The sequence below is a fragment of the Pseudarthrobacter sp. S9 genome, from assembly GCF_050156545.1.
GTDB lineage: Bacteria > Actinomycetota > Actinomycetes > Actinomycetales > Micrococcaceae > Arthrobacter.
This window is the reverse complement of record NZ_CP189576.1, coordinates 1,810,895-1,832,826: the sequence shown is the minus strand read 5'-3', so window position 1 is coordinate 1,832,826 and position 21,932 is coordinate 1,810,895. Positions and strand designations below refer to the sequence as shown.

Below are 21,932 nucleotides of genomic sequence, written 5' to 3'. Positions count from 1 at the left end.
GAGGCCGGTCCGGTTGGCATCCTGCTGCCGGTAGTACGGACCTAACTTCCCTCCTATGCCTGGCGGAGGCCCAGGAGAGCCGTGCCGAAGAGCAGTGTGCTCAGGTTGATCCTGTCCGGGTGGGCAGCGAGCATCTTAGTGGTGAACTCTTCAGCGGTCGGGTTCGTGGCGAGCAGTTCGTTGGCGTCGCGGACGTAGGCGATGGTGGCGTCGAGGACCTCGCCGCCGAGGGCGGATTCGGCGCTGCGGTGGGCAGGCACGACGGTCTCGGGCTTGAGGAGCTGGATGGCCTCGAGGGTCTTGATCCAGTTCCGGCGCGTTTCGGGGGTGCTGTCGACGAGGGTTGGGTGCACATCGCCGTAGGCAATGTCGCCGACGATGACAGCCTTCAGCTCCGGGATGTGGACATAGGAGGAGTCGCTGACGTCAGACTGTCCGGTGGGAACGGCAAGGATCTCGTGGCCCTCAAGCTCGATCCGGCCATTAACGACAGCTTCGGGAACAACAATCTCGGAGCCGATCTCCTGGACGAACATTGGAGTGTAGTTCGCCAGTTCCTTGCGGGTTTCGGCTTCCTCGGCAATGAGATCCACAGTGGGCCGGGTGGCGAGTACCCGGGCCTTGGGGAAGCGCTGCACCAGTGCTGCGGCTCCGAGGAAGTGGTCGAAATGCCCGTGCGTGATGTAGATGGAGGTCAGTTCCTTGCCGGAAGCTTCGATCCAGTCGGCAAGCCGCTGGCTGTCCGCAACGCCGGGGACAGTGTCCACCAGGATCGCTTCGCGCTCACCCGATACGAGGGTCACTGAGGTGGACGGCCAGGTCCACCCGCCCTCGGGTGCCGGCATGGGGATGTTCACGGGCTGGGCCGGTGCGGTGAAGATAGCGAGGGTCAGTGGTGCAGTCATTGCAGTGTCTCCTATGTCGATTTATTTGACTTACAGGTACAGAAAAAGCTGAAAAAATAATGCGGACCAGCCCCGGAGTCCCTTAAAGCAGGTCGACCGTCGCGCCAACAACCCGCTGCAACCGCCCGTCGCCATGATCGACGCGGGCAAGGGCATGGAGTCCCGTGACCGTATTCAGCAGCATGCTGGCTACGGCGCCGGCATCCAGGTCGGAGCGCAGTTCGCCGGTGGCCTGGCCCTCGATGATGACCGAGGCAAAGGCCTGCTCGGTGTAGTCGAACAGGTTGCCCACCCGGCTGGCAACCTCTTTGTCAGCAGTGCCGAATTCCACGGCACTGTTGGTGGCGAGGCAGCCCCGCTGGTGGGGGTCGGCAAGGTCGGTCTCCACCAGGAATGTCAACGCACTGCGGAGGCGTTCCTTGACCGGCCCGGGGGCCTCCAGCCATGAGGCAAGAACGGCACTCTGGGCTTCGAGGTAATGCTGCAGTGCCAGGTCGTAGAGTTGCCGCTTGCCACCGAAGGCGTTGTAGAGGCTTCCCTTGCCGATGCCGAGCGCATCGGCGAGCCCCTGGGGTGTTGTCGAGGCATAGCCCTGACGCCAGAAGACGTCCATCGCCTGAACGATGGCTACCTCCGGATCAAACTGCTTGGCTCTGCCCATTACCCAAACCTACCTATTTTGTACCTACAGGTCAAATATACTCCGGAGGTCCCACTGCCGACCACTCAGATGATGTTGACAGTGTCCAGGTATAGGGCGGCCAGGCCGGCGTCGCCCTCCACCGAAACCTCTGCATCGCGCCAGGATGAGCGCTGGGTTCCCCAGTCCGGGAGGGAGATGGCGGGAGCCGTAATGCGGGCCGCAGGAGTCCTGGTTCCGGGCTCCGAGAGGCCGTGGGAATCGATCCACCAGCTGCCGCCGCCCGGGCCGGTCAGCGTCAGGGTGAGACCTGCATCGAGGCCCGGCACAGGAGCCATGGCCGTCTGGTTGCTCAGGACCGCTGTCATCCAGGTGAGCACAGCCTTCATCCGTTCGCTGTCAGAGGGTGGAGTGGGCAGCCCCAGCGCCGGAGCCATGTCGTGGCGAAGGTGCGTGTGGAGATCGAACACGAGCGCCCCGCCCACCAGCAGCGCCATGGGGTATTTGCCCAGCTCGTTGAGCTGCATGGGGACGTTCCGCAGCGGCGTGCGCCGGACCAGGCTGAGCATGCGGTCCGCCGTCCGGGTCGAGGTGGTGAACTCGGCCATGACCCGCTCCCTGCTCCGGGTCCGGCGAACCTCCACCGGGCCCTCGTTGGCTGCTTCGAGGCTGGGCTTGCGGGAGGAGAGGACGCCGGCGGGGATGTACATGTTGTGGGCAGTGGAGCCGATATGCGCCACCATGTCGGCGATGCTCCAGCCGGCCGCCTTGCTGGGTGCGTTCCACTGGGCATCGGTCAGTCCGCCCACGAAATCGAGCATCACAGCCGTTTCTGCGCGGTATGCGTCCTGGAGATTTTTGAAGTCAGGGGCGGGGAGAGTGTGTGTCATGACGGGTCTGCCTTCTTGAGGTGGGTCTGGATGAGTGCAGCTACGGATGGCCTTGCGGCTGGCGAAATGGCAGCGGCGGAGTGGGTCATAGGGTGCGCACCGCTGCTATTGCGGTGTCGTACAGGTCGAACATCGGGGTTGCGCCCTCGCGCCGAAGCCACTCCTCCGTGGCGGCTTGGAGGCAGGTGATGGCGGTGCCCACGATCGCCCTCGCCTCGAAAGTCCTGTCGCCCGAGTCAGGGATCTTCGGCTCAATCAGAGGGGCCAGCAGGTCGGTCCACCGCGCCTGCTTCTCAGCATGACCGGCCCGGAGCGCTTCGTTGTCGAACAGCATCGAGATGATTTCAAGCCGATGCTGCGGGGTCGCCTCTATCTCGTCGAGAACCTGGAATGCGTAGCGCAGAGATACCCAGGCGTTTTCATCTGCAGGGCGACCGCTGAGCCTTTCGGCAATGACGTCCCCCTGCTCCGACAGGCCGCTGAGCGCGAGGTCCTCTTTGGTGCGGAAGTAGTTGAACAGAGTGCGCCGGGACACTCCCGCCGCCGCGGCGACCTCATCGACGGTGGTTTCGTTGTATCCCTTCTCGGCAAACAATGCCATCGCGGTCTGGGCAAGGAGCGATCGGACGACAGCCCGGGTCTGCAGGCGGAGGGGAGAAGGCGTTGTAGGCATGCACTGATAGTACAACGGTGCAGTTTTAGAAACAACTTGCACTTGATGCAGAACCCTGCATAGAGTGTGTCCATGAAGACTATTGACTACAGCACACAGACCGTCATCGTCACCGGCGCCAGCTCCGGCCTCGGAGCGGAATTCGCCCGCCAGCTCGCCGCCCGCGGCTCCAGCCTCGTCCTGATCGCCCGCCGCGAAGACCGGCTGGTTGCCCTCGCAAAGGAACTGACCGCCAAGCACGGCGTCAAGGTCACCACCATTGCCCGCGAACTGGACAGGCCCGACGCCGGCCGCACACTCCGCGCAGAACTCGAGTCCCGGGGGATCTTCGCAACAGGCCTGGTCAACAACGCAGGCTTCGGAACGCACAACCCGTTCGGCGAGGAAGACCCGGAACGCCTCCAGCAGCTCATCACCCTGAACATGGCCGCCCTGGTGGACCTCAGCCACGCCTACTTCGACATCTTCGCAAAGCAGGAGATGAGCATCCTCATCAACGTCGCCAGCCTCCTCGGCTTCATGCCCACGCCCTACCTCAGCGTCTACGGCGCCTCCAAGGCCTTCGTGCTCAGCTTCACCGAATCCCTCTGGGAAGAGGCCCGCGGAACGGGCCTCCGGGTCCTCGCCATCTCACCCGGTGCCATGGCCACGGAATTCTTCGACGCCGCCGGCAGCCAGGCAGCGGACTACGGAACCCGCCGCGCGCGTCCTGAAGACGTGGTGAAGGCGGCCATCGACACCGTGGACAAGCCCAGGCACCGCCCCTCGGTCATCACCAACGGGCGTCCCCTGGCCATCGCCGCCCGCTTCCTCCCGCGAAGCGCCGTCGTGCACTTCATGGGCGCCACCATCCGCCGCAGCAAGCACTGATCCACCCGGCCCCACCAATCAATCCAGCACGCCCGTTAGGAGCATCATCATGAACACTGCAAGCACCGTCATCCTGGAACGCCCCACCCCCAAGATCGCCACTATCAGCTTCCACAATCCGCCGGCCAACGTGGTGGCCGCCGAGACCGCCATCCGGCTGCACGAAATCGTCGAGGATCTCGAAAACGACGCGGATGTCCAGGTGGTCCTCTTCAAGAGCGACGTGCCTGACTTCTTCCTGAACCACTTCGACCTTGCCGCCGTCGACGAGCTGCCGGTGCCCAACCCCGGCGAACTGCCCATCTGGACGGACCTGGTGGTGCGCCTGACGAATGCCCCCTTCATCACCGTTGGTTCCATCCGGGGCCGCACCCGCGGCGGCGGAAACGAGCTGGCACTGGCCCTGGACCTGCGCTACGCCAGCCTGGAGAAGGCCTTCTTCGGACAGCCCGAGGTGGGTGCGGGGCTGCTGCCCGGCGGTGGCGGCACTGAGCGCCTGCCCCGCTTCCTGGGCCGGGACCGCGCCCTGGAAGCCATCCTCGGCAGCGGCGACTACGACGCCGCGCAGGCCGAGAGGTGGGGCTGGGTGACGCGCGCCCTCCCCGACGCCGAGCTCGATGCCTTCGTCGATGCCATGGTGGCCCGCCTGGCCAGCTTCGACAAGGCCTCACTCGCCGCTGCCAAGGCCGCCGTCAACCGCGCCACCCTGCCGCCGGTGGGCGACCTTGTCACGGCGTTCTCGGAGTTCGTACAGTCACTGGCGCTTCCGGGATTCCAGGTGCGGGCCGCAGCTACCCAGGCAATCGTTGCCGAGGTCGGCCTCGATTTCGAATACAACATGGGCGAATACGTCGCCAAGGCCAACGCCCAGGCATGACCACCCCACTCCCCAAGAAACAACACACACCAGAGCAGGAGAAAATCATGGGCAGCACCACTTACTCAGCAGCAACCGCAACCACGCAGTACATCGAGTCAGGCGGAACGAGCTTCGCGTACCGCCGATTGGGACCGACAGGCGGCGTACCCCTCCTTCTGCTGCACCGGTTCCGTGCCACCATTGACTGGTGGGACCCGCGATTCATCGAGTCCCTGGCGGCAGAACGCGACGTCATCCTCTTCGACAACGTCGGAATCGGCTACACCGAAGGTGCCCCGCTGACCACCGTGAACGGCTTCGCGGACGGTGCCATCGCGCTGGCCGAAGCCCTGGGACTGCAGCAGGTGGATCTCTTGGGCTGGTCCTTCGGCGGCGTCGTCGTCCAGAAAGTGGCACTGAAGCGCCCGGATCTGGTCCGCAAGCTGGTCATCGCCGGCAGCGGTTCAGGCACGGCCCCCGGCATGGTGGCCATGCCGGACCGGGTGGCCACCATCATGACCAAGCAGGATTCAGACCTCGAGGACCTGCTGTACCTCTTCTACCCTGAGACCCCGGAGGCCCGCGCCAAGGGCCTGGACCACTTTGGCCGCGTCCAGGCGGAGATGCCCGCAGACGCACCGCAGGTCACGCAGGATGCAGCCATGGGCCAGCTCCAAGCCATCACCGCAACACTCTCCGCTCCCTGGGAGGACGTGGCGCGGGATCTGGCCACCATCGACGCCCCAGTGCTCTACGCTGGCGGCGCCCACGACGTCATGATTGACGCCTACAGCTCCTATGCGGCGGTGCAGGAACTACCCAACGCCAAGCTGGTTCTTTACAGCGACGCCGGGCACGCATTCCTGTTCCAGTACCTCGGAGAGTTCGTCCGTGAAGTCCAGATGTTCCTAGCGAGCTGAACTGCACACAGGAGTCGGGGCTACTAAGAAGGTAACGGGGCTATCGAGGCGAAGCTGCGTGCCCTGCACTTCGGCCAACATGCTCCGGATCTCAGCGGCCCGACCGAGGCCATAGTAGCTTTCGAACTATTTTCGGCTCTGGCCCACAGAGGGAGAGCTTCCTCGAATTAGTCCTTCCGACTGTCAGTTATATGAGTTAGCCGGTCCCGTGCTGAAAGTTCGCGTGCAATAACCCGCACTTTGCAGGGGACTTGCAATTGGTAGCACGAGTGATTCTGTCCACGCCCACCCCGTCTCACTACCCGCGGGTTACAAGACTTTGGATTGACGAGACTGTCCACGTCACCAAGGAATAGTGCGATGTTGTCGTACACCACCGAGATCCAGTCCGGGATCGGGCAGATCACAGGGCAGATCGGCCCTACCGCACGCCGGGGGACAGGAACATAATCGGCGTATCAACCCCGTACAGAGAATGGAGGCGGTCGGCGTGTCTGTTTATACGCTTGGAATCTGGTTGGTCCACCCGGGCCGGGAGAACGATTTTGTGCAGGCCTGGCGGGACCTGGCCAGGAAAACCAAGGAAGACTTCCCTAACGCACACGGCGTGCTGATGCACGATCGGGACGTCCCGAACAGGTTCATCAGCACCGGGCCGTGGGAATCGCTCGAGCAGATCGAGCAGTGGCGGGCTTCGGCGGGATACCAGCAGGGCGTGCAGGACATCCGTGAAATGCTCGAACACTTCGAGCCGCATACCCTCGACGAGGCAGCCAGTATCGGCTGAGGTTTAAGGGTTACCCGGACCCGTCAGCCTGCCGTCAGCACCTCAAGGACGGCAGGCAGCAACAGATCGTTTCTTCCCCAGACCGGATCGAAAATTTCCACAAACCAGGCGTCGGCCAGGACAAGGGCCAGCGTCTCGTTGGCCTCTGCGGACCAATCCCTCAGCTCCTCGGCCCCCGTAGGGCTTTCGCTGGTGCCCAGAACCGTCACCACTGCATCAGCCTGCACGGTCACGGGAATGGAGGCACTGCTCGCTTCCCCGGGGGCATGCGCCACGGTCACCAGGCCGGTCCGGGTGGACAGCTGCAGCAGCGCCGACGCCGTCTCCGGGCTGCAGAAGGCGGTGACGTAGGCACGCTGCGCGTGTCCGTCGCCGAGCACGCCCGGCTGCGACTCCTTGGTGAAGAGCCCGCTGCGGTTGAGCTCGGCGAGCTCGCCGGCAATGGCCGTGGTCTCGTCATCAAAGCCGGCAGCGAAGGCTCCCGGCTGGTACTGGCTCCGGCCTTCCAGCCACCGTGCGGTCAGCTCGCCGGCCGCCGGGATGGTGGTGGCCTGACGCCAGACCTCACGGTCCGCCAGGAGGCGCCCGAAGCTGTCCCGTTCCGTGGTGAATCTGTCCTCTGAGGTTGAGCCCGACATGGAATCATGCCTCCTTCGCGGTGGTGTGGTTCTGCGTGGAGTGGTGCTGCAGCAGCAGGGCCAAGCGTTCACAACTGAGCCTCAGTGCTTCAAGTTCGCGCCGGCTGTAGTCGTCGATACTACGGCCGATCCGCTCGGAGAGCTCCCCGGCGCCGCCGTCGACCTCGCTGTCGTCGACCTCGTACTCGTGGTTCAGTGTCACCACGGACAGGCCCTCCGCCCGGCGGATGTCCCAGTCGCCGCCGAGCAGCAGGAGCGGCGGCTCCAGGTCCAGCTGATGGAATTCGGCCCGGTGGCCGGCGGCATCGAAGACGCGCCGGCAGTGGCTTGAACTCAACGAGCCGTTGGCCACCACTGAAGTCCTCAGCTCATGAGCCGAATCGTCGCCGCTGACGCGCTCGGAGTATACGGTGAGGCCCTCCAGATAGGGCCAGTGCGAGGAATCCCGCAGCATGCTGAAGATGAGGTCCTCGGGGGCATCGATGCTGAGCCGGTGCGTGGTCCGGCGCGTGGTCCGGTGCATGGTCACTGACAAGTCCACCCCTCCTGTGTTGTGCGGTCTTCTATGCAGGCTAGGGCAGTGGCGCCCCGCGGTGAACAATTCCGTCCCGCCACGTCACGCAGGGCAATCTGCGGTAACACGGGGCCGCCGCAGGTCACGCCCGCGCCGGCCGGATTAAGCGCGGTTACCCCCTGTATCCCTTGGTTTCACGGCGCTTTGACCGCGGTTCCGTGGCGCCGGATAGTTGCTGGCACCAGCAGGAAATCAGACACCTCCAAGGGGAAAACATGTCCAGTCTTTCGTTCAAATCCGGCCTCACCGTGGCGCTGGCGGCCACCACCATACTGGGACTTTCAGCGTGCTCCGATCCCGGCGCGGCCGCTGCCAGCGGCACCGCAGCGCCGTCGACGGCCGCCGCCGCCGGTGTCAAGCAATTCAACCTCTCCCCGCAGCAAGACCGGGTGCCGGCCACGGTGGACACCGCGGCAGCCGCGCTGGTCCCGGAGTCCATCAAGAAGGACGGGAAACTGACAGTGGGGGTTAGCCCGGGCTCGGCACCGCTGGTCGTCTACGCCACCGACAACAAGACGCCGGTGGGGAATGAGGTGGACATCGCCGTCGCACTCGCCCAGACACTGGGGCTGGAGGCGGAGATTGTCCCCACGGCGTGGGCCGACTGGCCGCTGGGCATCGATTCGGGCAAGTACGAGGCCGTGCTAACGAATGTCACGGTGACCGAGGAACGCAAGCTCAAGTTCGACTTTGCCAGCTACCGCGACGACAAGCTGGGCTTCTACGCCAAGGCTGACAGCGCGACAGCCAAGGTGGAATCCGCGCCGGAGGTCGCCGGCAAGCGCGTGATCGTGGGATCCGGGACCAATCAGGAAGCCATCCTTCTGCGCTGGGACGCAGAGAACAAGAAGAACGGCCTGAAGCCGGTGGACTTCCAGTACTACGACGACGACTCCGCCTCCCAGCTCGCCCTCCAGTCCGGCCGGGCGGACCTGACCTTCGGGCCGAACGCCACGGGGGCCTACAAGGCGGCAACCGACGCCAAGACCAAGCTCGTGGGGCTGGTCGACGGCGGCTGGCCGCTGAAGGCGAACATCGCGGCCACCACCAAGAAGGACAACGGCTTTGCCGCCGCGGCCCAGGCGGGGCTGAACCACCTGATCCAGGACGGCAGCTACGCCAAGATCCTGGACCGCTGGGGACTGAGCGCCGAGGCCGTGACGAAATCCGAGCTGAACCCGGCCGGGCTGCCGAAGAAGTAGGTCCCGGGCGTCGAGTGCTCCGCAACGGCCCTTTTGGGGCCTGAAAACGGCAGTTGCGGAGCAATCGACGGGATCAGACAAAAGAATCCCCGCCGGACATCATCCGGCGGGGATTCTTCATGTTCGAGGTGTGTTGTGTTCGCGGTGCGCCGATTGCTCCGTAACCGCCCTTGTGAACCCTGAAAACGGCGGTTACGGAGCAATCGATGGAGGTTTAGAGGATTTGTTCCCAGACCGTCAGCTGCAGCCGGATGGTGCCGGCGGTGCCGCTGTCCGTGTTGCTGTCGGTGCCGGTGTGTCCCACGGCGGTGCCGGGTTCTGTATCGCTCATCGTCTAGATCCGCGACGTAGCAGCAACGACGCCGGCGCCGGCCGCGGAGCGTTCGGGCGTGGCCAGGCCCAGGTTCTCCCGCAGCGTGCTTCCCGCGTACTCCGTCGGGTAGACGCCGCGCTCCTGCAGTGCCGGGACCAGGTGGTTCACAATGTCATCCAGCCCGCTCGGGATCAGCCACGGCGAGATGTTGAAGCCGTCCACGGCGCCGGTCCGGGCGTAGTCCACGAGGCGGTCCGCCACCGCGGAGTAGGAGCCCGTGAATGTGGCGTCCACACGGCTGGTCCTGGCGGAGACAAACTGGCGGATAGACAGGTCCTTTTCCTTGGCCTCGGCGCGCCACTGGTCCGCCAACTGCCGGGCCCTGGCGCCGTGGAAGCCGCTGCCGCGGGTTTCGGAGGTTTCCTCCACTACGGGGTCGATCGACGGCAGCGGGCCGTCCGGATCGAACTCCTGCAGCTCACGCCCCCAGAACTGCTCCAGATAGGCGATCGCCTGCTGCGGGCCGATCTGCAGGCTCCGCACCCACTCCTTCTTCGCCAGGGCTTCCTGCGCGGTCGCCGCCAGGATGAACTCGCTCGCGGGCATGATCTTGACGTCGTTGGCTCCCCGGCCCGCCCTGAGCGTCCGCTCGACTATGTCGCGGCGGAACTCGAGCGCGTCGTCGAACTTGGGGTGGGCGGAGAAGATGACGTCGGCCTGGCGGGCGGCGAAGTCCCGGCCTTCCGGGGAATCCCCGGCCTGGAACAGTACGGGCCGGTACTGGGCGCTGCGCGGCAGTCGCGGCGTGACGTCCACGGTGTAGTGCTTGCCGGCGTGGTGCACCCGGCGGACGGCGCCGGGAGCGGCCCACTGCGGGGCGGAGGGCGAGGCGGCGATGGCGCCGTCGTCCCAGGCGTCCCAGATCCGTTTGGCGGTTTCCACGAAGGCTTCGGCGTGGACATACCGGTCGGCATGGTCCAGGTAGCCGCCGCGGCGGAAGTTGGCCCCGGTCCACGCGTTGTCCGTGGTCACCACATTCCACGCGGCACGGCCGCCGGAGAGCAGGTCCAGCGTGGAGAGGCGGTGGGCGAGGTCCGCGGGATCGTTGTACGTGGTGTTCTGGGTGGCCACCAGTCCGATGTCCGAGGTCACGGACGCGAGGGCGGCAAGCATGGTCTGCGCATCAGGCCGGCCGGCGACGTCGAGCGCGTGCGGGCGGCCCAGGTGTTCGCGCAGCCGCAGGCCCTCGCCGAGGAAGAACGCGGCGAACAGCCCGCGCTCAGCTGTCCGGGCGATGCGGCGGAAGGACTCGAAATCCGTCTGGGAGCCGGAGTCGGCCGACTTCCAGATGGTTCCCGAGTTGACGCCCTGGAAGAAGACGCCCAGTTGGAGCTGGCCGGACGGGGTGAATTCCGTTGCCTGGCCCTGGCGCGGATTCTGGTTCGGATTCTGGCTCACGATGCTCTCCTTAGTTTCCTGCGCTGGGTGAGGCGGTGTCGGTAGCGTAGCGGCTCGCGGGCCGCGCGAGGCCCAGCTGCTCCCTGAACGTTGCGTCCCGCACCACCGGCGCCAGGACTCCGCGGCGGCGCAGTTCGGGCAGCACCAGCCGCGCCAGTTCCTCGACGTCGACGTCCAGCACCGCCGGATGCAGCCGGACTCCGTCGGCGACGATGAGCAGTCCGGCCAGCAGTCCGGCGAGCTGGGAGGCGCTCCCAAGGAACCGCGCCCGGTTGCTCGGCCACGGCGTGTGGGCCTCCAGTGCCGCCAGCCTCTCCGCGGCGCCCTGCCCGCGGGCATCCAGGACGACATCGAGCTCCGCAATCAGCGCCGGAGCACTGCCCGTTGCGCTGAACGCTTCCCGCGTCTCCGCGAGCTCGGCGGCGAGCAGTTCCGGCGTCGGCGCCGAGACGAGGAGCGCATCCACGGCCCCGGCGGCGACGGCTTCCCGAGTGAGAAGCCCGGCCGGTGCCAGCACGGGAAGCTGGCCCTGGAGCGGGCGGGGGATGATCGACGGCCCCTTAACGGAGTAGCTGGCGCCCTCGGTGACCGCGCTTTCAAAATCCACCCCACTGTCAAAATCGACGTAACGCAGCTTGTCGACGTCCAGGTAGCGCCCGGTGGGGACGTCGCGGATCACCGCGTCGTCCTCCCAGGAGTCCCAGAGCCGGCGGCTGACCTCGATGGAATCGGCGGCTTCGCGCGCCCGCCCGTCCCCGCGCACCGTGTGACGTCCGACGGCGGCGGCGTCCGCCGTACTGCCCGAGGCGGCCACCAGCCAGCCGGCCCGGCCTCCCGAAACGTAGTCGAGGCTGGCGAGCTGGGTGGAGACGTGGAACGGCTCCGTGTAGACGGTGTCCACCTCCGGGATCAGGGCAATGGATGCTGTGAGGGGACCGGCGAAGGCGGCGCTCTGCAGGGCGTTGAGCCGTGCCGTAGTGTCCGGGTCACCCTCGTCCGGCAGCCCGCCGTCGGAAAACGTCGCGGCGTGGAAGCCCGCGGTTTCGGCAGCGAGGACCACGTCGCGGAGCCGGGCCGGGGTCAGCACGGCCGCGGGGTCCGTCCCCGAGACCCGCCACGCGGCCGGGTGGCCGCCGGCGCCGTCGAGCTCCAACAGCAGGATTCCGCGCCCCTGCTCAGCGTCACTGGTGGGAAGAGAACTCATGATGCGTCCTGACGTTCGTAGGGAATCTGCTCGCCGGCCTCGATGGCCACCGGCAGGCGGTTCTCCGCCGGCGGCAGCGGGCAGGTGGCCACGTCGGTGTAGGCGCACGGCAGGTTCACGGCCCGGTTGAAGTCGAGCGCGACCGTGCCGTCCGGACCGGGTGCTGCGACGGTGAGGGAGCGGTTGGCCGAGTAGGTGGTCCGGCCGGAGGTCCGGTCCGTGAACAGCACGGAGAGGGTGCCCGGAACGTGGCCGTTGAAGGCCGTGAGGACCAAGTCCTGGCCGGCCAGCCGGAAGCGGATCTCGCCGGGGGCTTCGTAGACATGCTGGATGCCTTCGACGGCGGCGCCCACCGTCGTGGCGCGCGGTTCCGGGAAGGGGGCATATATACCGGAAACAGAATACTTAGGGTCCGGGGAGTAGGCTGGCGTGCCGCGGTAGCCGGTCAGCAGGGGGTTCAGCGGGTGACGCGGCCGCACGACGTACGACCCGCCGCGCTTGGCGACTTCGATCACCGTGTCCCCGGCCGCGGGATCGTGAACGCGCAGGTTCAGCCCTTCCCGGTCGGGAATCGGGCCGAGGGACACGGTGGCCCCGGTGCCGTCATGGTTCAGCTCCTGCCCGTCGCGGAGAACGCGTTCGCCTGCCCGCAAAACCAGGCGGACGGCGTCGTCCTCCACACTCCAGGTGCCCGGCATGCCGTCGAGGCGGGCCGGCTGAGTATCCAGCCAGTGCAGGTGGGTGACCGCCAGGAAGCCGTGGGGGTCGGCGCGGTGGCGTTCATGCGCGGCGTGCCAGTCCGCCCAGGCGGCGGCGAACTGGCGGTCGGGTTTGTTCCGGTGGTCGAGCCTGTCGAGACCCGAGGACCGGCCTTCGGTTTCAGTGGGCGTGGACATGGGAACTCCTGTGGGTGTGGTGGTCGGCGGTGACGCTGGCTGCGGCGTCGGGTTCGGTGGCGCCGTGGACTACCGGGCGGCCGGCGTAGGGATCGGCGTCGCCCCAGAGGGTGGTGGGCGCTGCAGCGCGGACTGCCGGGATGACCTCGAGCGCGAACCGCTCCAGGATCTCCAGCTGCTGCCCGAACGGCAGGGTGGTGGGAAGGGCGATGGACTGCAGGTCATGGCAGTAGAGCTCGTGGTAGCTGAGGATCTTGTCGATCACTTGTTCCGGGCTGCCCACCAGGGCGGGACCTTCGGCGACGGCGTGGTCGATGTCCCGGAAGGGTGAGTTGTTGCCGGGGACGTTGCGGCCCGTGGTGAGGGCCTCGTAGACCGGGCCGAACTGGCGTTTGGCCTCCTGCGTGGTGTTCGCGATGAACACGCAGCCTGCCCCGGAGCCGGAGCCCAGGTAGGCGTGCCGGGGGTCGTGGCCGTGGCGTTCGTACTCGTCGCGGTAGTGCTCGATCAGTACCTGGTAGTTTTCCCGCGGCTGGATGGCGTTGGCCGTGAACAGCGGGTCGCCCCACTTGGCCGCCAGCGCCGCCGAGGTCAGGCTCGTGGCGGAACCGTGCCAGACCCGCGGCGCGCCGGCGAACGGCCGCGGCGTGGTGGTGGGCTCGGTAAGGGCGGGGCGGAACGTCCCGGACCAGGTGACGTTCTCCTCGGTCCAGAGCCGCCGGAGCAGCCCGTATTTTTCGGCCAGCAGCGCCCACTGGTCGGCCACGTCCAGGCCGAAGAGCGGGCACTGCAACACCTCGTTGCCCTTGCCGATCACGAGTTCCAGCCGGCCGCGGCTGAGCTGGGCGATCGTGGCGTAGTCCTCCGCGACCCGTACGGGATCCAGTACGGAGAGTACCGTCACGCCGCTCTGCAGCCGAATCCGGGACGTGACCGCGGCGATGGCCGCCAGCACGGTGGTGGGAGAGGAGGAGATGAACTCGCCCGCGTGGCGTTCCCCGACGGAGAAGCTGTCGTAACCGAGTTCCTCCGCGCGCCGTGCCGTCTCGACCACCTGGTTGAGCCGGTCCGCGGTGGAGACGATCTCCCCGGTCACCGGGTTCTTCAGGTGCGGGATGATGTCGAGGATCTGGAACCTCATTTGCCGGTCCCGAAGTTGGCCTCGGTGACGGTCTTGGCTTCGGGGAGGGCTTCCTCGGAGAGTCCCCAACGCTCCAGCACCTTGGCGTAGGAGCCGTCCTTAATGACCGCGTTCAGCGCGTCGGTGATGGCCGGGGCCAGCCCGTTGCCCTTGAGCGTGGTGGCCGCGACGAGGGTCTCGGACGGCCAGCCGGCGTTGACCTTGCCCACCACTTTGAGGTCGTCGCGGGTGTTCTCGCGGTAGGTGACGGACGGGTAGGGGGCGAGGTTCAGGTCCGTGCGGCCCGACGACAGCGCCAGGATGGTGTCGGCGTCGGACGAGTAGTACTGCAGCACCGCCGGGGCCTTGCCCTTGGCCTCCAGCTCCTTGTTCCACGCGAGCAGGATCTTCTCCTGGTTGGTGCCGGAACCCACCGAGATCTTCAGGTCCGAGATGTCATCCGAGCCCTTGATGTTGTAGCTGGAGCCCTTCTTCGCCTCGAAGCCCATGTAGGCGGCCCGGTAGCTGGCGAAGTCGAAGAGCTTCACGCGGGCGGCGTTGATGCCCACATTGGAGAACACGGCCTCGAAGTCGCCGGACTGGGTCTTCAGCGGCCAGTTCTCCCACGACGTCACCTGGAGGTCCAGCTCCAGGCCCAGCTTGTCCGCGACCAGCTGGGCGATGTCCACCTCGGTGCCGATGGGCGTTTTGTCGTCCGTGGCGTGGAAGGACAGCGGGATGGCCCCGGCCGTGGTGGCCACGGTGGGCTTGCCGTCCTTGCTGATCAGCTCGGGGACCTTCGCGGCTACGGCGGCGTCCTTTTCCGCCCGGATGCGCTGCTGGTCCGGTGAGGTGTTGTAGACGACGCCGTTGCGCGCCGCAGTCGTCGCCGGCTGGGCCGCCGCCGCGCCGGGATCTGAGCAGGCGCTCAGAACTGCGGTGCCCGCGCCCAGCAGGGCAACCAGTACGACGGCGGGCAGTGCCGCGCGTTTGCCGAGCCGGCCGGTGCGGGGACGGGTGGTGGTGGATGCCATGGGGAAGTCCTTAGATGTTGAAAGCGGGTTCGATCACCTTGGAGAAGAAGCTCCGGGTGCGTTCTTCCTGCGGGTTGGTGAAAATTTCCTGGGGGGTGCCTTGTTCGACAATCTGGCCCCGGTCCATGAAGACCACGGTGTCCGCGACGTCGCGGGCGAAGCCCATCTCGTGCGTGACGATGATCAGCGTGGTGCCGGACTTGGCCAGCCCGCGGATGACGTCCAGGACCTCGTTGACCAGCTCCAGGTCCAGGGCCGAGGTGGGCTCGTCGAAGAGCAGGATCTTGGGGTCCAGCGCCAGCGCCCGGGCGATCGCGACGCGCTGCTGCTGGCCGCCGGAGAGCTGGCGGGGATACGCCCCGGCCCGGTCCTTCAGGCCCACCCGGTCCAGCAGCTCCAGGCCGCGTTCGCGGGCTTCGGCCCTGGAGCGGCGCGCCTTTCCGGGAAAGTGCGCGACGACGGGCGCCTCGGCCACGTTTTCCAGCGCGGTCAGGTGCGGGAACAGGTTGAAGTTCTGGAACACCATGCCGATTTCGGTGCGCTGCTTCAGGATGTCCTTTTCGCGCAGCTCGTGGAGCCTGTGTCCGCGGATCTCGTAGCCCACCAGCGTGCCGTCGATGGCGATGAACCCGCCGTCGACCTTTTCCAGGTGGTTGATGGTACGCAGGAGGGTGGACTTGCCGGAGCCGGAGGGGCCCACGATGACGGCCACCCCGCCGGGCTCCACGGTCAGTGTGATGCCCTTGAGGACTTCCGTGGCCCCGAAGGACTTCCGGACCTTGGTGATCTCGACGAGGCCGCGGGTGGCCTCAGGGGCGGCAGATCCCGGTGTGGCGGGTACGGGTGCGGTGGCAACGGAACTCATCGGGTTCCCTTCGCTCGGAGGTCGCCGGCGGCGGCGTGGGTGGACAGGAATTTCCGCGCCTTCTGCAACGGGGTGAGCGGCAGTGTGCGGACCGCGCCCCTGGAGTAGTGGCGCTCGATGTAGTACTGGAACACGCTCAGGACGGAGGTGATCACGACATACCAGAGTGTGGCCACGAGCAGCAGCGGAAGGACCTGCTGGGTGCGGTTGTAGATGACCTGGACGGTGTAGAAGAGCTCGGAGTAGGCCAGCACATAGACAATCGATGTGCCCTTGACCAGGCCGATCACCTCGTTGAAGGCCGTGGGCAGGATGGCCCGCATGGCCTGGGGCAGCACGATTCTCGTGGAGAGGCGCCAGGCCGGGATGCCGAGCGCCGCGGCGGCCTCCAGTTGGCCCTGGTCCACGGAGAGGATGCCGCCGCGGATGATCTCGGCCGAGTACGCCGCCTGGTTCAGGGTCAGGCCCAGCACAGCTGCCGCGAACTGGCTGATCAGGGTGGTGGTCTGCACCTCGAAGAAGCGGACGTCCGTGAAGGGGATGCCCAGGCTGATCTTCTCGTACAGGTAGCCCAGGTTGTACCAAAGCAGCATCTGCACCAGCAGCGGGGTGGAGCGGAAGATCCAGGAGAATGTCCAGGACACGGAGAGCAGGAGCGGGGACGCGGACAGCCGCATCAGCGCCAGGATGAAGCCCAGCACAAAGCCCAGTGCCCCGGAGATCGCGGTCAGCTTGAGTGTCTCCGCCAGGCCGTTCACGATGGACTGCGCGGTGAACCACTGCGCCACCACGCCCCATTCCCAGCGCGGGTTCGTGGCCAGGGACCACGCGATCCCGGCGGCGCCGAGGGCCACCACGGCCGTCCCGACCCAGCGCCACGGATGGCGGGCCGGAACCACGCGGTAATCGGCGTAGTCGGTCGCGGCCCGGCGGCCCGCGGGGGCTGAGCCGCCGGCGTCGGGCGTGGTTTCGGGTGCGGTCTCCGGTTCGGCGGACGCCGGCTCGGGGGTGGACTGCGCCACCGTGGTTGCTGTTGAACTCATGCGCCACCTCGCTTCTTCCAGTTGGTGTGTGGGGTTCGGATGGCTGCAAATCTAGGGGCGCCGGAATCGCCCGGCAAGGCGGCAGGTTGCATGGGTTCACGCGGCTTCTCACGGCGTCATGAGACGAATTCTTGCCCTGATTTACGCGGAGTTACGCGGGGTGAACGGCCATGAACGGCGCCTCGACCACCGTCCGATCCGCTGCCTAGCATGAGGGCCCTGAGCCGTCCTAAAGCCCGCCGCCTGACCAGGAGACCCCAATGCCAGCGAACACCCCATCCGTGGTCCTCATCGGCGGCGGTCCCCGCACGGCCGGGATCCTGGAGCGCCTGGCCGCCAACCGGCCGGAACTGTTCGAGCTTCCCGTGGCCGTTCACGTCATCGAGCCGCACACTCCGGGTCCCGGGCGGATCTGGCGCTACGAGCAGCACCCAGGCCTCATGCTGAACTCGGCCGCGGCGGACGTCACCATGTTCACAGACTCCTCGGTGCAGTGCGATGGTCCCGCCGTCGACGGTCCCGGCCTGGCCGGCTGGGCCGCCGGTGTCCTGGACGGGTCCATTCCGGATGTCCCCGAGCTGCCGCCGGATATGCGGCGGCAGATCGGGTCCCTGACCGGGGCCACGTTCCCCACCCGGCAGCTTCAGAGCCAGTACCTGGAATGGTTTTTCCGGCGCGCGGTTGCCGCCCTCGGGCCGGACGTCACTGTCACAGTGCACCGCGACACCGCCGTCGCCATCGAAGCAGAGGATAAGCCCGATGCCGAGCCCGATGCCGACGGCGGTGCTGAGGTGGGCGGGGCCAGCTACCGCGTGCGGCTTGCCGGCGGCGCTGTGCTGCACGCCGACGTCGTGGTGTCCGCCCTGGGGCACACCGACTCGCTGCCCGGTGAGCAGTCCGCAGCCTGGGCCGGCTTTGCCGCCCGTCACGGGGCGTTCCACGCGGCCCCCAGCTACACCACCGACGTCGACTACTCGCCGATCGCCGCCGGCCAGGACGTGATCGTCTCAGGCATGGGCCTGGCCTTCGTGGATCTCCTGGTCCTGCTGATGGAAGGCCGCGGGGGCCGTTTCGAGGAGGAACCCGACGGCGGACTGCGGTATGTGCCGTCCGGCGCCGAGCCGCGGCTGTGGGCGGGATCGCGGCGCGGGGTCCCCTACCATTCCAAGATCTCCTCCACCCTCCGCGGCGAACCCGCCGCGGACCCCCGGTTTTTCACCGTCGACACCGTCGGCGCGTTACTGGAGGCCCACGGCGAGCTGGATTTCCGCACCCAGCTGTGGCCGCTGATCGCCAAGGACGCCGGCTATGCCTACTACCGCGAGCTGTTCACCGGGTACCCGGAGCGGGTCCGCATTAGCTGGGAGGAGTTCGCCGACCGCTTCACGGCCGCGGACTGGTACAGCGCCGAACGCCACGGGCTCGTCGCCGAATCCGTCCCGGACCCGGACCTGCACCTGGACCTCGAACAGCTGGACCATCCCTTCGCGGGCCGCGTCTTTGCCGGTCACGGGGATGTCCAGACGGCCGTGGCGGCCTACGTCGACAACGACCTCCGGCTGCGGACCGGGCCGGACCATTCCGAGACCCTCGCCCTCTTCATCGCGCTGCTCAAGGTCTACATGGACCTGGGCCGGCTGGTGCCACCGGAGCGGTTGAACGCCCGCTCGCAACACGCAGTCCACGGCTGGTGGCACGGCTTCTTCAGCTTTGTGGACTCCGGGCCTCCGCCGCGCAGGCTGCGCGAGATGCTCGCGATCCACCGGGCCGGCCTGCTGCAGTTCATCGGGCCTGGACTGGAGATCACCGCCGCCGACTACTCCGGCCGGTTCGTGGCCAGCTCGGCCCAGTCCGGGATCACCGTCTCCGCGACTGCCCTGATCGAGGCCAGGCTCCCGGCCCCGGCCGTGGCCGGCTCCGCGAACCCCCTGCTGCGCCAGCTGCACAGCTCCGGGCTGGGCACCGAGCAGCAGCTGCTGACGGCGGACGGCCTGCACGCGACGGGACGCCTCCTGGTGTCCGGGCGCAACGAGCTGCTCAGCCCGCTGGGGGAGCGGCACCGCAGGCTGTTCGGCGTCGGGCCGGGGACCTCGGGCTGGGGTGCCGGCGCCTTCGCGCGGCCCGGCACCAACGCCGCGCCCTTCCGCGAAAACGACGCCCTCGCCCGGCGCATTCTTCGTGCCCTGGCACGGGGCACCAACCCTCCGGCGGGATCCTCGCCGTTGCCAGCTATTGTCCAGGGAAAGGACCGAGCATGATTCAGCCAACACTTCCAGCCCCGGCGCCACTACGGCCTTCGGAGCTGACGGTGCTGAACCTGCCCATGGGCGATCGCCGGGTCCGTCCATTGCTGGACGAGCTGGCCCTGGAGTACGACTCGCGGTACGGCAGCCTCTTCGGCCGGGGAGCCGCGGCGGCGGAGCTCAACCGCTACCCGGCCAAGGAATTTGTGGCTCCGGTCGGGGCCCTGCTGATCGTGCAGGAGAACGGCGAATCCGTGGCTGGCGGCGCCTTCCGGCGGCACGGTCCGCAGACCGCCGAGTTCAAGCGGATCTGGACACACTCCGCGCACCGCCGCCGTGGGCTGGCCCGCTTCGTGCTGGCGGAGCTGGAGTCGCTGGCTGCCCGGCGCGGCTACCGGAAGGTGTACCTGACCACCGGCCCGCGGCAGCCTGAAGCGAAACACCTCTACCTGAACACGGGCTACGAGGCGCAGTTTGACCTGTCCGCCGATCCCGAAACCGTCGGCCCGCTGGCGTTCACCAAGGAGCTACCGGCGGTTCGGCGATAGAGTTCAATGAAGATCGTCTCAAGACCGTTGTGCTTACGCGGCGGAGAAGTACCTGGGAGCAATTCGTGCGGCATGGATCCAAGCCCACCATCCGCGACGTCGCGGAGACTGCAGGGGTGTCCCTGACCACCGTCTCCTACGTGCTCTCCGGCCGGTCCGGCGGCACCACGCGGATCAGCCGGCCCACCCAGGACCGGGTGCACGCCGCCGTCCGCGAAGTCGGCTACGTCGCCAACCGGGCGGCCCGCGGAATGCGGCGGGGCCGCACTGACCTGGTGGCGGTGGCCATTGGGGACCTCGAACACCCCTGGGACCGTGCCCTGGCCACCGCGGCGGCACGGCTCCTGCCGCCGCACGGCTACCAGCCGGTGATCCTGCTGGGCGAGGGCTGGCGGCAGTTCATGCTCTCCGGCGGCGCCGACGGCGTGATCCTGGGGCCGCGTGGAGAGGACGGCGGCGACGTCGAGACCCTGGCGGAGCTCGTCCAGCGCGGCGTGGCCCAGCTCGTCATCTCGAACACCCTTCAGCCCGAAGGCTTCGACGTTCTGGCGCCAGGAAAGGACAGCCCGGAGGCCCTGGCGGAGCGGGCGGTCGCGGTGCTGCTCGGACGGCTGAACGGTGAGGCGCCCGCCACTTGATGCCGTTATCGACCACGTAGAAGATCGCATCGACAATGGCCCGGCGGCAGTGCGCTTCGGGGCGTCGGCCCCGGCCGGCCAGAAACATTGGATCGGGCACCACTGGGTCGATCACGGTCCACTGGGCGTCGGTCGTGTCGGTCGGGTACCGGCGTTGACGTTGCGGCCGGGACGAGTGGAAGGACGCGAACCGGCAGCACCGGTCTGCGGCTTCAGTGGCGCTTTCATCATGGGTACGGCAAATTATCACGAAGGATCCCCTCGGGGTCGGGTCGCCGCAGGGTGAAATTCCCTGCCCGTTCACCATGGACTGCCGTTCAGCCGGAGGCGAGACCATCGTCGCAAGTGGGCTAGGGCTTCCGGTAAATTCAGATGCCTTCGTTGCACCCTCTGGTTAGAGGTCTGCTGCTGCCGTCGCCGGTCTGAGGACGGACCGAAGGCCTTTTCCTCGGCGGAGATCATCAAGCGCTGCCTGCGCTTGATGCAGTGGGCGGACGCTGCCGATTAGCTGGTCCAGCGGCAATTGGCCCGCAAGGTAGAGCCCGGCAAGCTTGGGTATATCTACGCGTGCAACGCTGGACCCGTAGTTGCAGCCCAGGATGCTCTTGCCTTGATCAGCCAGGTCAAAGGGGTCGATCGAAGCACGGAGACCCTGTGCCGTCATCCCCACCAGGACCGCAGTGCCACCCGGGGCGAGCGTTCCCGGCAGGCTCTCAATGCTTTGGATCCGGCCGATGGCCTCGAAGGCAAAATCGACCCCGCCGTAGTTCTCCTGCGCCCAGGACACGACGTCTGTCGTGTCTGCCCGCAGCGTGTGCGTTGCGCCCAGCTCAGCAGCCTTCGCCAGCTTTTCCTCGGAAACGTCGGCGGCGATGATCGGGTTGGCCCCGATCAGTTTGAGTCCCATGACGATGGACAGGCCGACGCCGCCGCAGCCAACGACGAGAGTGGATGATCCCATGGGTACCTTGGCGGTGTTGACGACGGCCCCGATACCGGTGGTGATGGAGCAGCCCAGAAGAGCGCCGACGTCGAAAGGCAGCTCCTTGGGAACGACGACAACAGCACTTTCGGGGACGATCACGCTATTGGAGAAGGTGCCCAGACCCAGGTACGGCCACAGGGGCGCCCCGTCGGCGTCGGAGTAGGCGGTGGTTCCGTCCGGCAGGGTGTTGTCGAGGGCTTTGGTTCCGGTGCAGAGCCATCCCCGCCCTGCGGCGCAGTTGCGGCAGTGCCCGCACGGAGCGAACCAGGACAGCACGACGTGGTCTCCCACGGCGACGCCTTGAACCTCAGGGCCGATATCCGCGACAGTTCCTGAAGCTTCGTGGCCCATGACCAGGGGCCTGTCCACCGGCCAGTCACCGTTGAGGATGTGCAGATCCGAATGGCAGACTCCGGTGGCCTTGATGTCTACGCGCACCTGGCCTTTGCCGGGTGCGGCCAGTGTTATTGTTTCGAGGGCCAGCCCTTTTTCCGGGTGGAACGTGACGGCTTCAGAACGAATACCTTCGTCAATCATGGTCATGGTCGTGTCTTTCGTCTCTTGGGCAGTGGCGCCTGGGCCCTTGTTACGGCGCGGATTGGGCTGCCCGATGACACCGGGTTTAGC

At 67.0% G+C, this 21,932-nt stretch carries 22 protein-coding genes and 1 pseudogene; 8 read left to right on the top strand and 15 right to left on the bottom strand.

What is annotated here, in order from left to right; genetic code table 11:
• Positions 1 to 53 precede the first annotated feature (53 nt).
• From ACQCSY_RS08650 to ACQCSY_RS08635, 4 genes are all read right to left on the bottom strand, one after another.
• Positions 54 to 905, bottom strand: coding sequence for an MBL fold metallo-hydrolase (locus ACQCSY_RS08650; protein WP_427134880.1), 852 nt, complete (start codon positions 903 to 905; stop codon positions 54 to 56).
• 82 nt (positions 906 to 987) lie between these two features.
• On the bottom strand, positions 988 to 1,566 hold the full coding sequence (locus tag ACQCSY_RS08645; protein ID WP_427134878.1) for a TetR/AcrR family transcriptional regulator: 579 nt from the start codon (positions 1,564 to 1,566) through the stop codon (positions 988 to 990).
• Between the two features lie 65 nt (positions 1,567 to 1,631).
• Positions 1,632 to 2,435: a maleylpyruvate isomerase family mycothiol-dependent enzyme gene (locus tag ACQCSY_RS08640; RefSeq protein ID WP_427134876.1), complete on the bottom strand. Its 804-nt coding sequence runs from the start codon at positions 2,433 to 2,435 to the stop codon at positions 1,632 to 1,634.
• An 85-nt stretch (positions 2,436 to 2,520) separates the two neighbouring features.
• Positions 2,521 to 3,108 carry a TetR/AcrR family transcriptional regulator gene (locus tag ACQCSY_RS08635; RefSeq protein ID WP_427134874.1) on the bottom strand — a complete coding sequence of 196 codons (588 nt, stop codon included), beginning with the start codon at positions 3,106 to 3,108 and terminating at the stop codon, positions 2,521 to 2,523.
• Positions 3,109 to 3,180: 72 nt separating this feature from the next.
• Between ACQCSY_RS08635 and ACQCSY_RS08630 the strand changes: the two genes are divergently transcribed.
• The 4 genes from ACQCSY_RS08630 (at position 3,181) to ACQCSY_RS08615 (ending at position 6,544) form a co-directional block, all read left to right on the top strand.
• Positions 3,181 to 3,978 carry an SDR family NAD(P)-dependent oxidoreductase gene (locus ACQCSY_RS08630; protein ID WP_427134872.1) on the top strand — a complete coding sequence of 266 codons (798 nt, stop codon included), beginning with the start codon at positions 3,181 to 3,183 and terminating at the stop codon, positions 3,976 to 3,978.
• 49 nt (positions 3,979 to 4,027) lie between these two features.
• On the top strand, positions 4,028 to 4,855 hold the full coding sequence (locus ACQCSY_RS08625; protein WP_427134870.1) for an enoyl-CoA hydratase/isomerase family protein: 828 nt from the start codon (positions 4,028 to 4,030) through the stop codon (positions 4,853 to 4,855).
• A gap of 47 nt (positions 4,856 to 4,902) precedes the next feature.
• Positions 4,903 to 5,757: an alpha/beta hydrolase gene (locus ACQCSY_RS08620; RefSeq protein WP_354251104.1), complete on the top strand. Its 855-nt coding sequence runs from the start codon at positions 4,903 to 4,905 to the stop codon at positions 5,755 to 5,757.
• 490 nt (positions 5,758 to 6,247) lie between these two features.
• On the top strand, positions 6,248 to 6,544 hold the full coding sequence (locus ACQCSY_RS08615; RefSeq protein WP_427134868.1) for an antibiotic biosynthesis monooxygenase family protein: 297 nt from the start codon (positions 6,248 to 6,250) through the stop codon (positions 6,542 to 6,544).
• 23 nt (positions 6,545 to 6,567) lie between these two features.
• On the opposite strand, the gene ACQCSY_RS08610 is transcribed toward ACQCSY_RS08615, so the two are convergent.
• Both ACQCSY_RS08610 and ACQCSY_RS08605 read right to left on the bottom strand, forming a co-directional pair.
• A complete protein-coding gene (locus ACQCSY_RS08610) occupies positions 6,568 to 7,182 on the bottom strand; it encodes a DUF6919 domain-containing protein (RefSeq protein ID WP_427134866.1) in 615 nt (204 codons plus the stop codon).
• Between the two features lie 4 nt (positions 7,183 to 7,186).
• Complete coding sequence (locus tag ACQCSY_RS08605; RefSeq protein ID WP_427135751.1) at positions 7,187 to 7,705, bottom strand: SRPBCC family protein; 519 nt, start codon at positions 7,703 to 7,705, stop codon at positions 7,187 to 7,189.
• Positions 7,706 to 7,971: 266 nt separating this feature from the next.
• On the opposite strand from ACQCSY_RS08605, the gene ACQCSY_RS08600 reads away from it, so the two are divergent.
• A complete protein-coding gene (locus tag ACQCSY_RS08600; RefSeq protein ID WP_427134864.1) occupies positions 7,972 to 8,958 on the top strand; it encodes an ABC transporter substrate-binding protein in 987 nt (328 codons plus the stop codon).
• Between the two features lie 334 nt (positions 8,959 to 9,292).
• Here ACQCSY_RS08600 and ACQCSY_RS08595 read toward each other — a convergent pair whose 3' ends face one another.
• The 7 genes from ACQCSY_RS08595 to ACQCSY_RS08565 are packed head-to-tail and all read right to left on the bottom strand — an operon-like array spanning position 9,293 to position 16,891.
• On the bottom strand, positions 9,293 to 10,729 hold the full coding sequence (locus ACQCSY_RS08595; protein WP_427134863.1) for an NtaA/DmoA family FMN-dependent monooxygenase: 1,437 nt from the start codon (positions 10,727 to 10,729) through the stop codon (positions 9,293 to 9,295).
• Between the two features lie 10 nt (positions 10,730 to 10,739).
• Positions 10,740 to 11,933 (bottom strand): LLM class flavin-dependent oxidoreductase, encoded by a 1,194-nt coding sequence (locus ACQCSY_RS08590; protein WP_427134861.1) that lies wholly within the window; start codon positions 11,931 to 11,933, stop codon positions 10,740 to 10,742.
• Positions 11,930 to 12,829 (bottom strand): DUF1684 domain-containing protein, encoded by a 900-nt coding sequence (locus ACQCSY_RS08585; protein ID WP_427134860.1) that lies wholly within the window; start codon positions 12,827 to 12,829, stop codon positions 11,930 to 11,932. Before ACQCSY_RS08585 ends, ACQCSY_RS08590 begins: the two co-directional genes overlap by 4 nt.
• A complete protein-coding gene (locus ACQCSY_RS08580) occupies positions 12,813 to 13,970 on the bottom strand; it encodes an LLM class flavin-dependent oxidoreductase (RefSeq protein ID WP_427134858.1) in 1,158 nt (385 codons plus the stop codon). The genes ACQCSY_RS08585 and ACQCSY_RS08580 overlap by 17 nt, the downstream gene beginning before the upstream one ends.
• Positions 13,967 to 14,983 carry an ABC transporter substrate-binding protein gene (locus ACQCSY_RS08575; protein ID WP_427134856.1) on the bottom strand — a complete coding sequence of 339 codons (1,017 nt, stop codon included), beginning with the start codon at positions 14,981 to 14,983 and terminating at the stop codon, positions 13,967 to 13,969. Before ACQCSY_RS08575 ends, ACQCSY_RS08580 begins: the two co-directional genes overlap by 4 nt.
• A 10-nt stretch (positions 14,984 to 14,993) precedes the next feature.
• Entirely contained in the window at positions 14,994 to 15,848 is an 855-nt protein-coding gene (locus ACQCSY_RS08570; protein ID WP_427134854.1) for an amino acid ABC transporter ATP-binding protein, read from the bottom strand.
• Positions 15,845 to 16,891 (bottom strand): amino acid ABC transporter permease, encoded by a 1,047-nt coding sequence (locus tag ACQCSY_RS08565; RefSeq protein WP_427134852.1) that lies wholly within the window; start codon positions 16,889 to 16,891, stop codon positions 15,845 to 15,847. Before ACQCSY_RS08565 ends, ACQCSY_RS08570 begins: the two co-directional genes overlap by 4 nt.
• Before the next feature lie 260 nt (positions 16,892 to 17,151).
• On the opposite strand from ACQCSY_RS08565, the gene ACQCSY_RS08560 reads away from it, so the two are divergent.
• The 3 genes from ACQCSY_RS08560 to ACQCSY_RS08550 all read left to right on the top strand — a co-directional run bounded on the left by ACQCSY_RS08560 (position 17,152) and on the right by ACQCSY_RS08550 (position 20,320).
• Complete coding sequence (locus tag ACQCSY_RS08560; RefSeq protein WP_427134850.1) at positions 17,152 to 19,149, top strand: FAD/NAD(P)-binding protein; 1,998 nt, start codon at positions 17,152 to 17,154, stop codon at positions 19,147 to 19,149.
• Positions 19,146 to 19,682, top strand: a complete 537-nt coding sequence (locus tag ACQCSY_RS08555; protein WP_427134848.1) for a GNAT family N-acetyltransferase — start codon at positions 19,146 to 19,148, stop codon at positions 19,680 to 19,682. Before ACQCSY_RS08560 ends, ACQCSY_RS08555 begins: the two co-directional genes overlap by 4 nt.
• A 65-nt stretch (positions 19,683 to 19,747) precedes the next feature.
• Entirely contained in the window at positions 19,748 to 20,320 is a 573-nt protein-coding gene (locus tag ACQCSY_RS08550) for a LacI family DNA-binding transcriptional regulator (RefSeq protein ID WP_427134846.1), read from the top strand.
• Between the two features lie 43 nt (positions 20,321 to 20,363).
• Here the strand turns inward: ACQCSY_RS08550 and ACQCSY_RS08545 are convergent.
• Both ACQCSY_RS08545 and ACQCSY_RS08540 read right to left on the bottom strand, forming a co-directional pair.
• A pseudogene (locus ACQCSY_RS08545) lies at positions 20,364 to 20,408 on the bottom strand (hypothetical protein); the annotation flags it as partial.
• A gap of 306 nt (positions 20,409 to 20,714) precedes the next feature.
• Positions 20,715 to 21,848 (bottom strand): alcohol dehydrogenase catalytic domain-containing protein, encoded by a 1,134-nt coding sequence (locus ACQCSY_RS08540; RefSeq protein WP_427134844.1) that lies wholly within the window; start codon positions 21,846 to 21,848, stop codon positions 20,715 to 20,717.
• Positions 21,849 to 21,932: the final 84 nt, after the last annotated feature.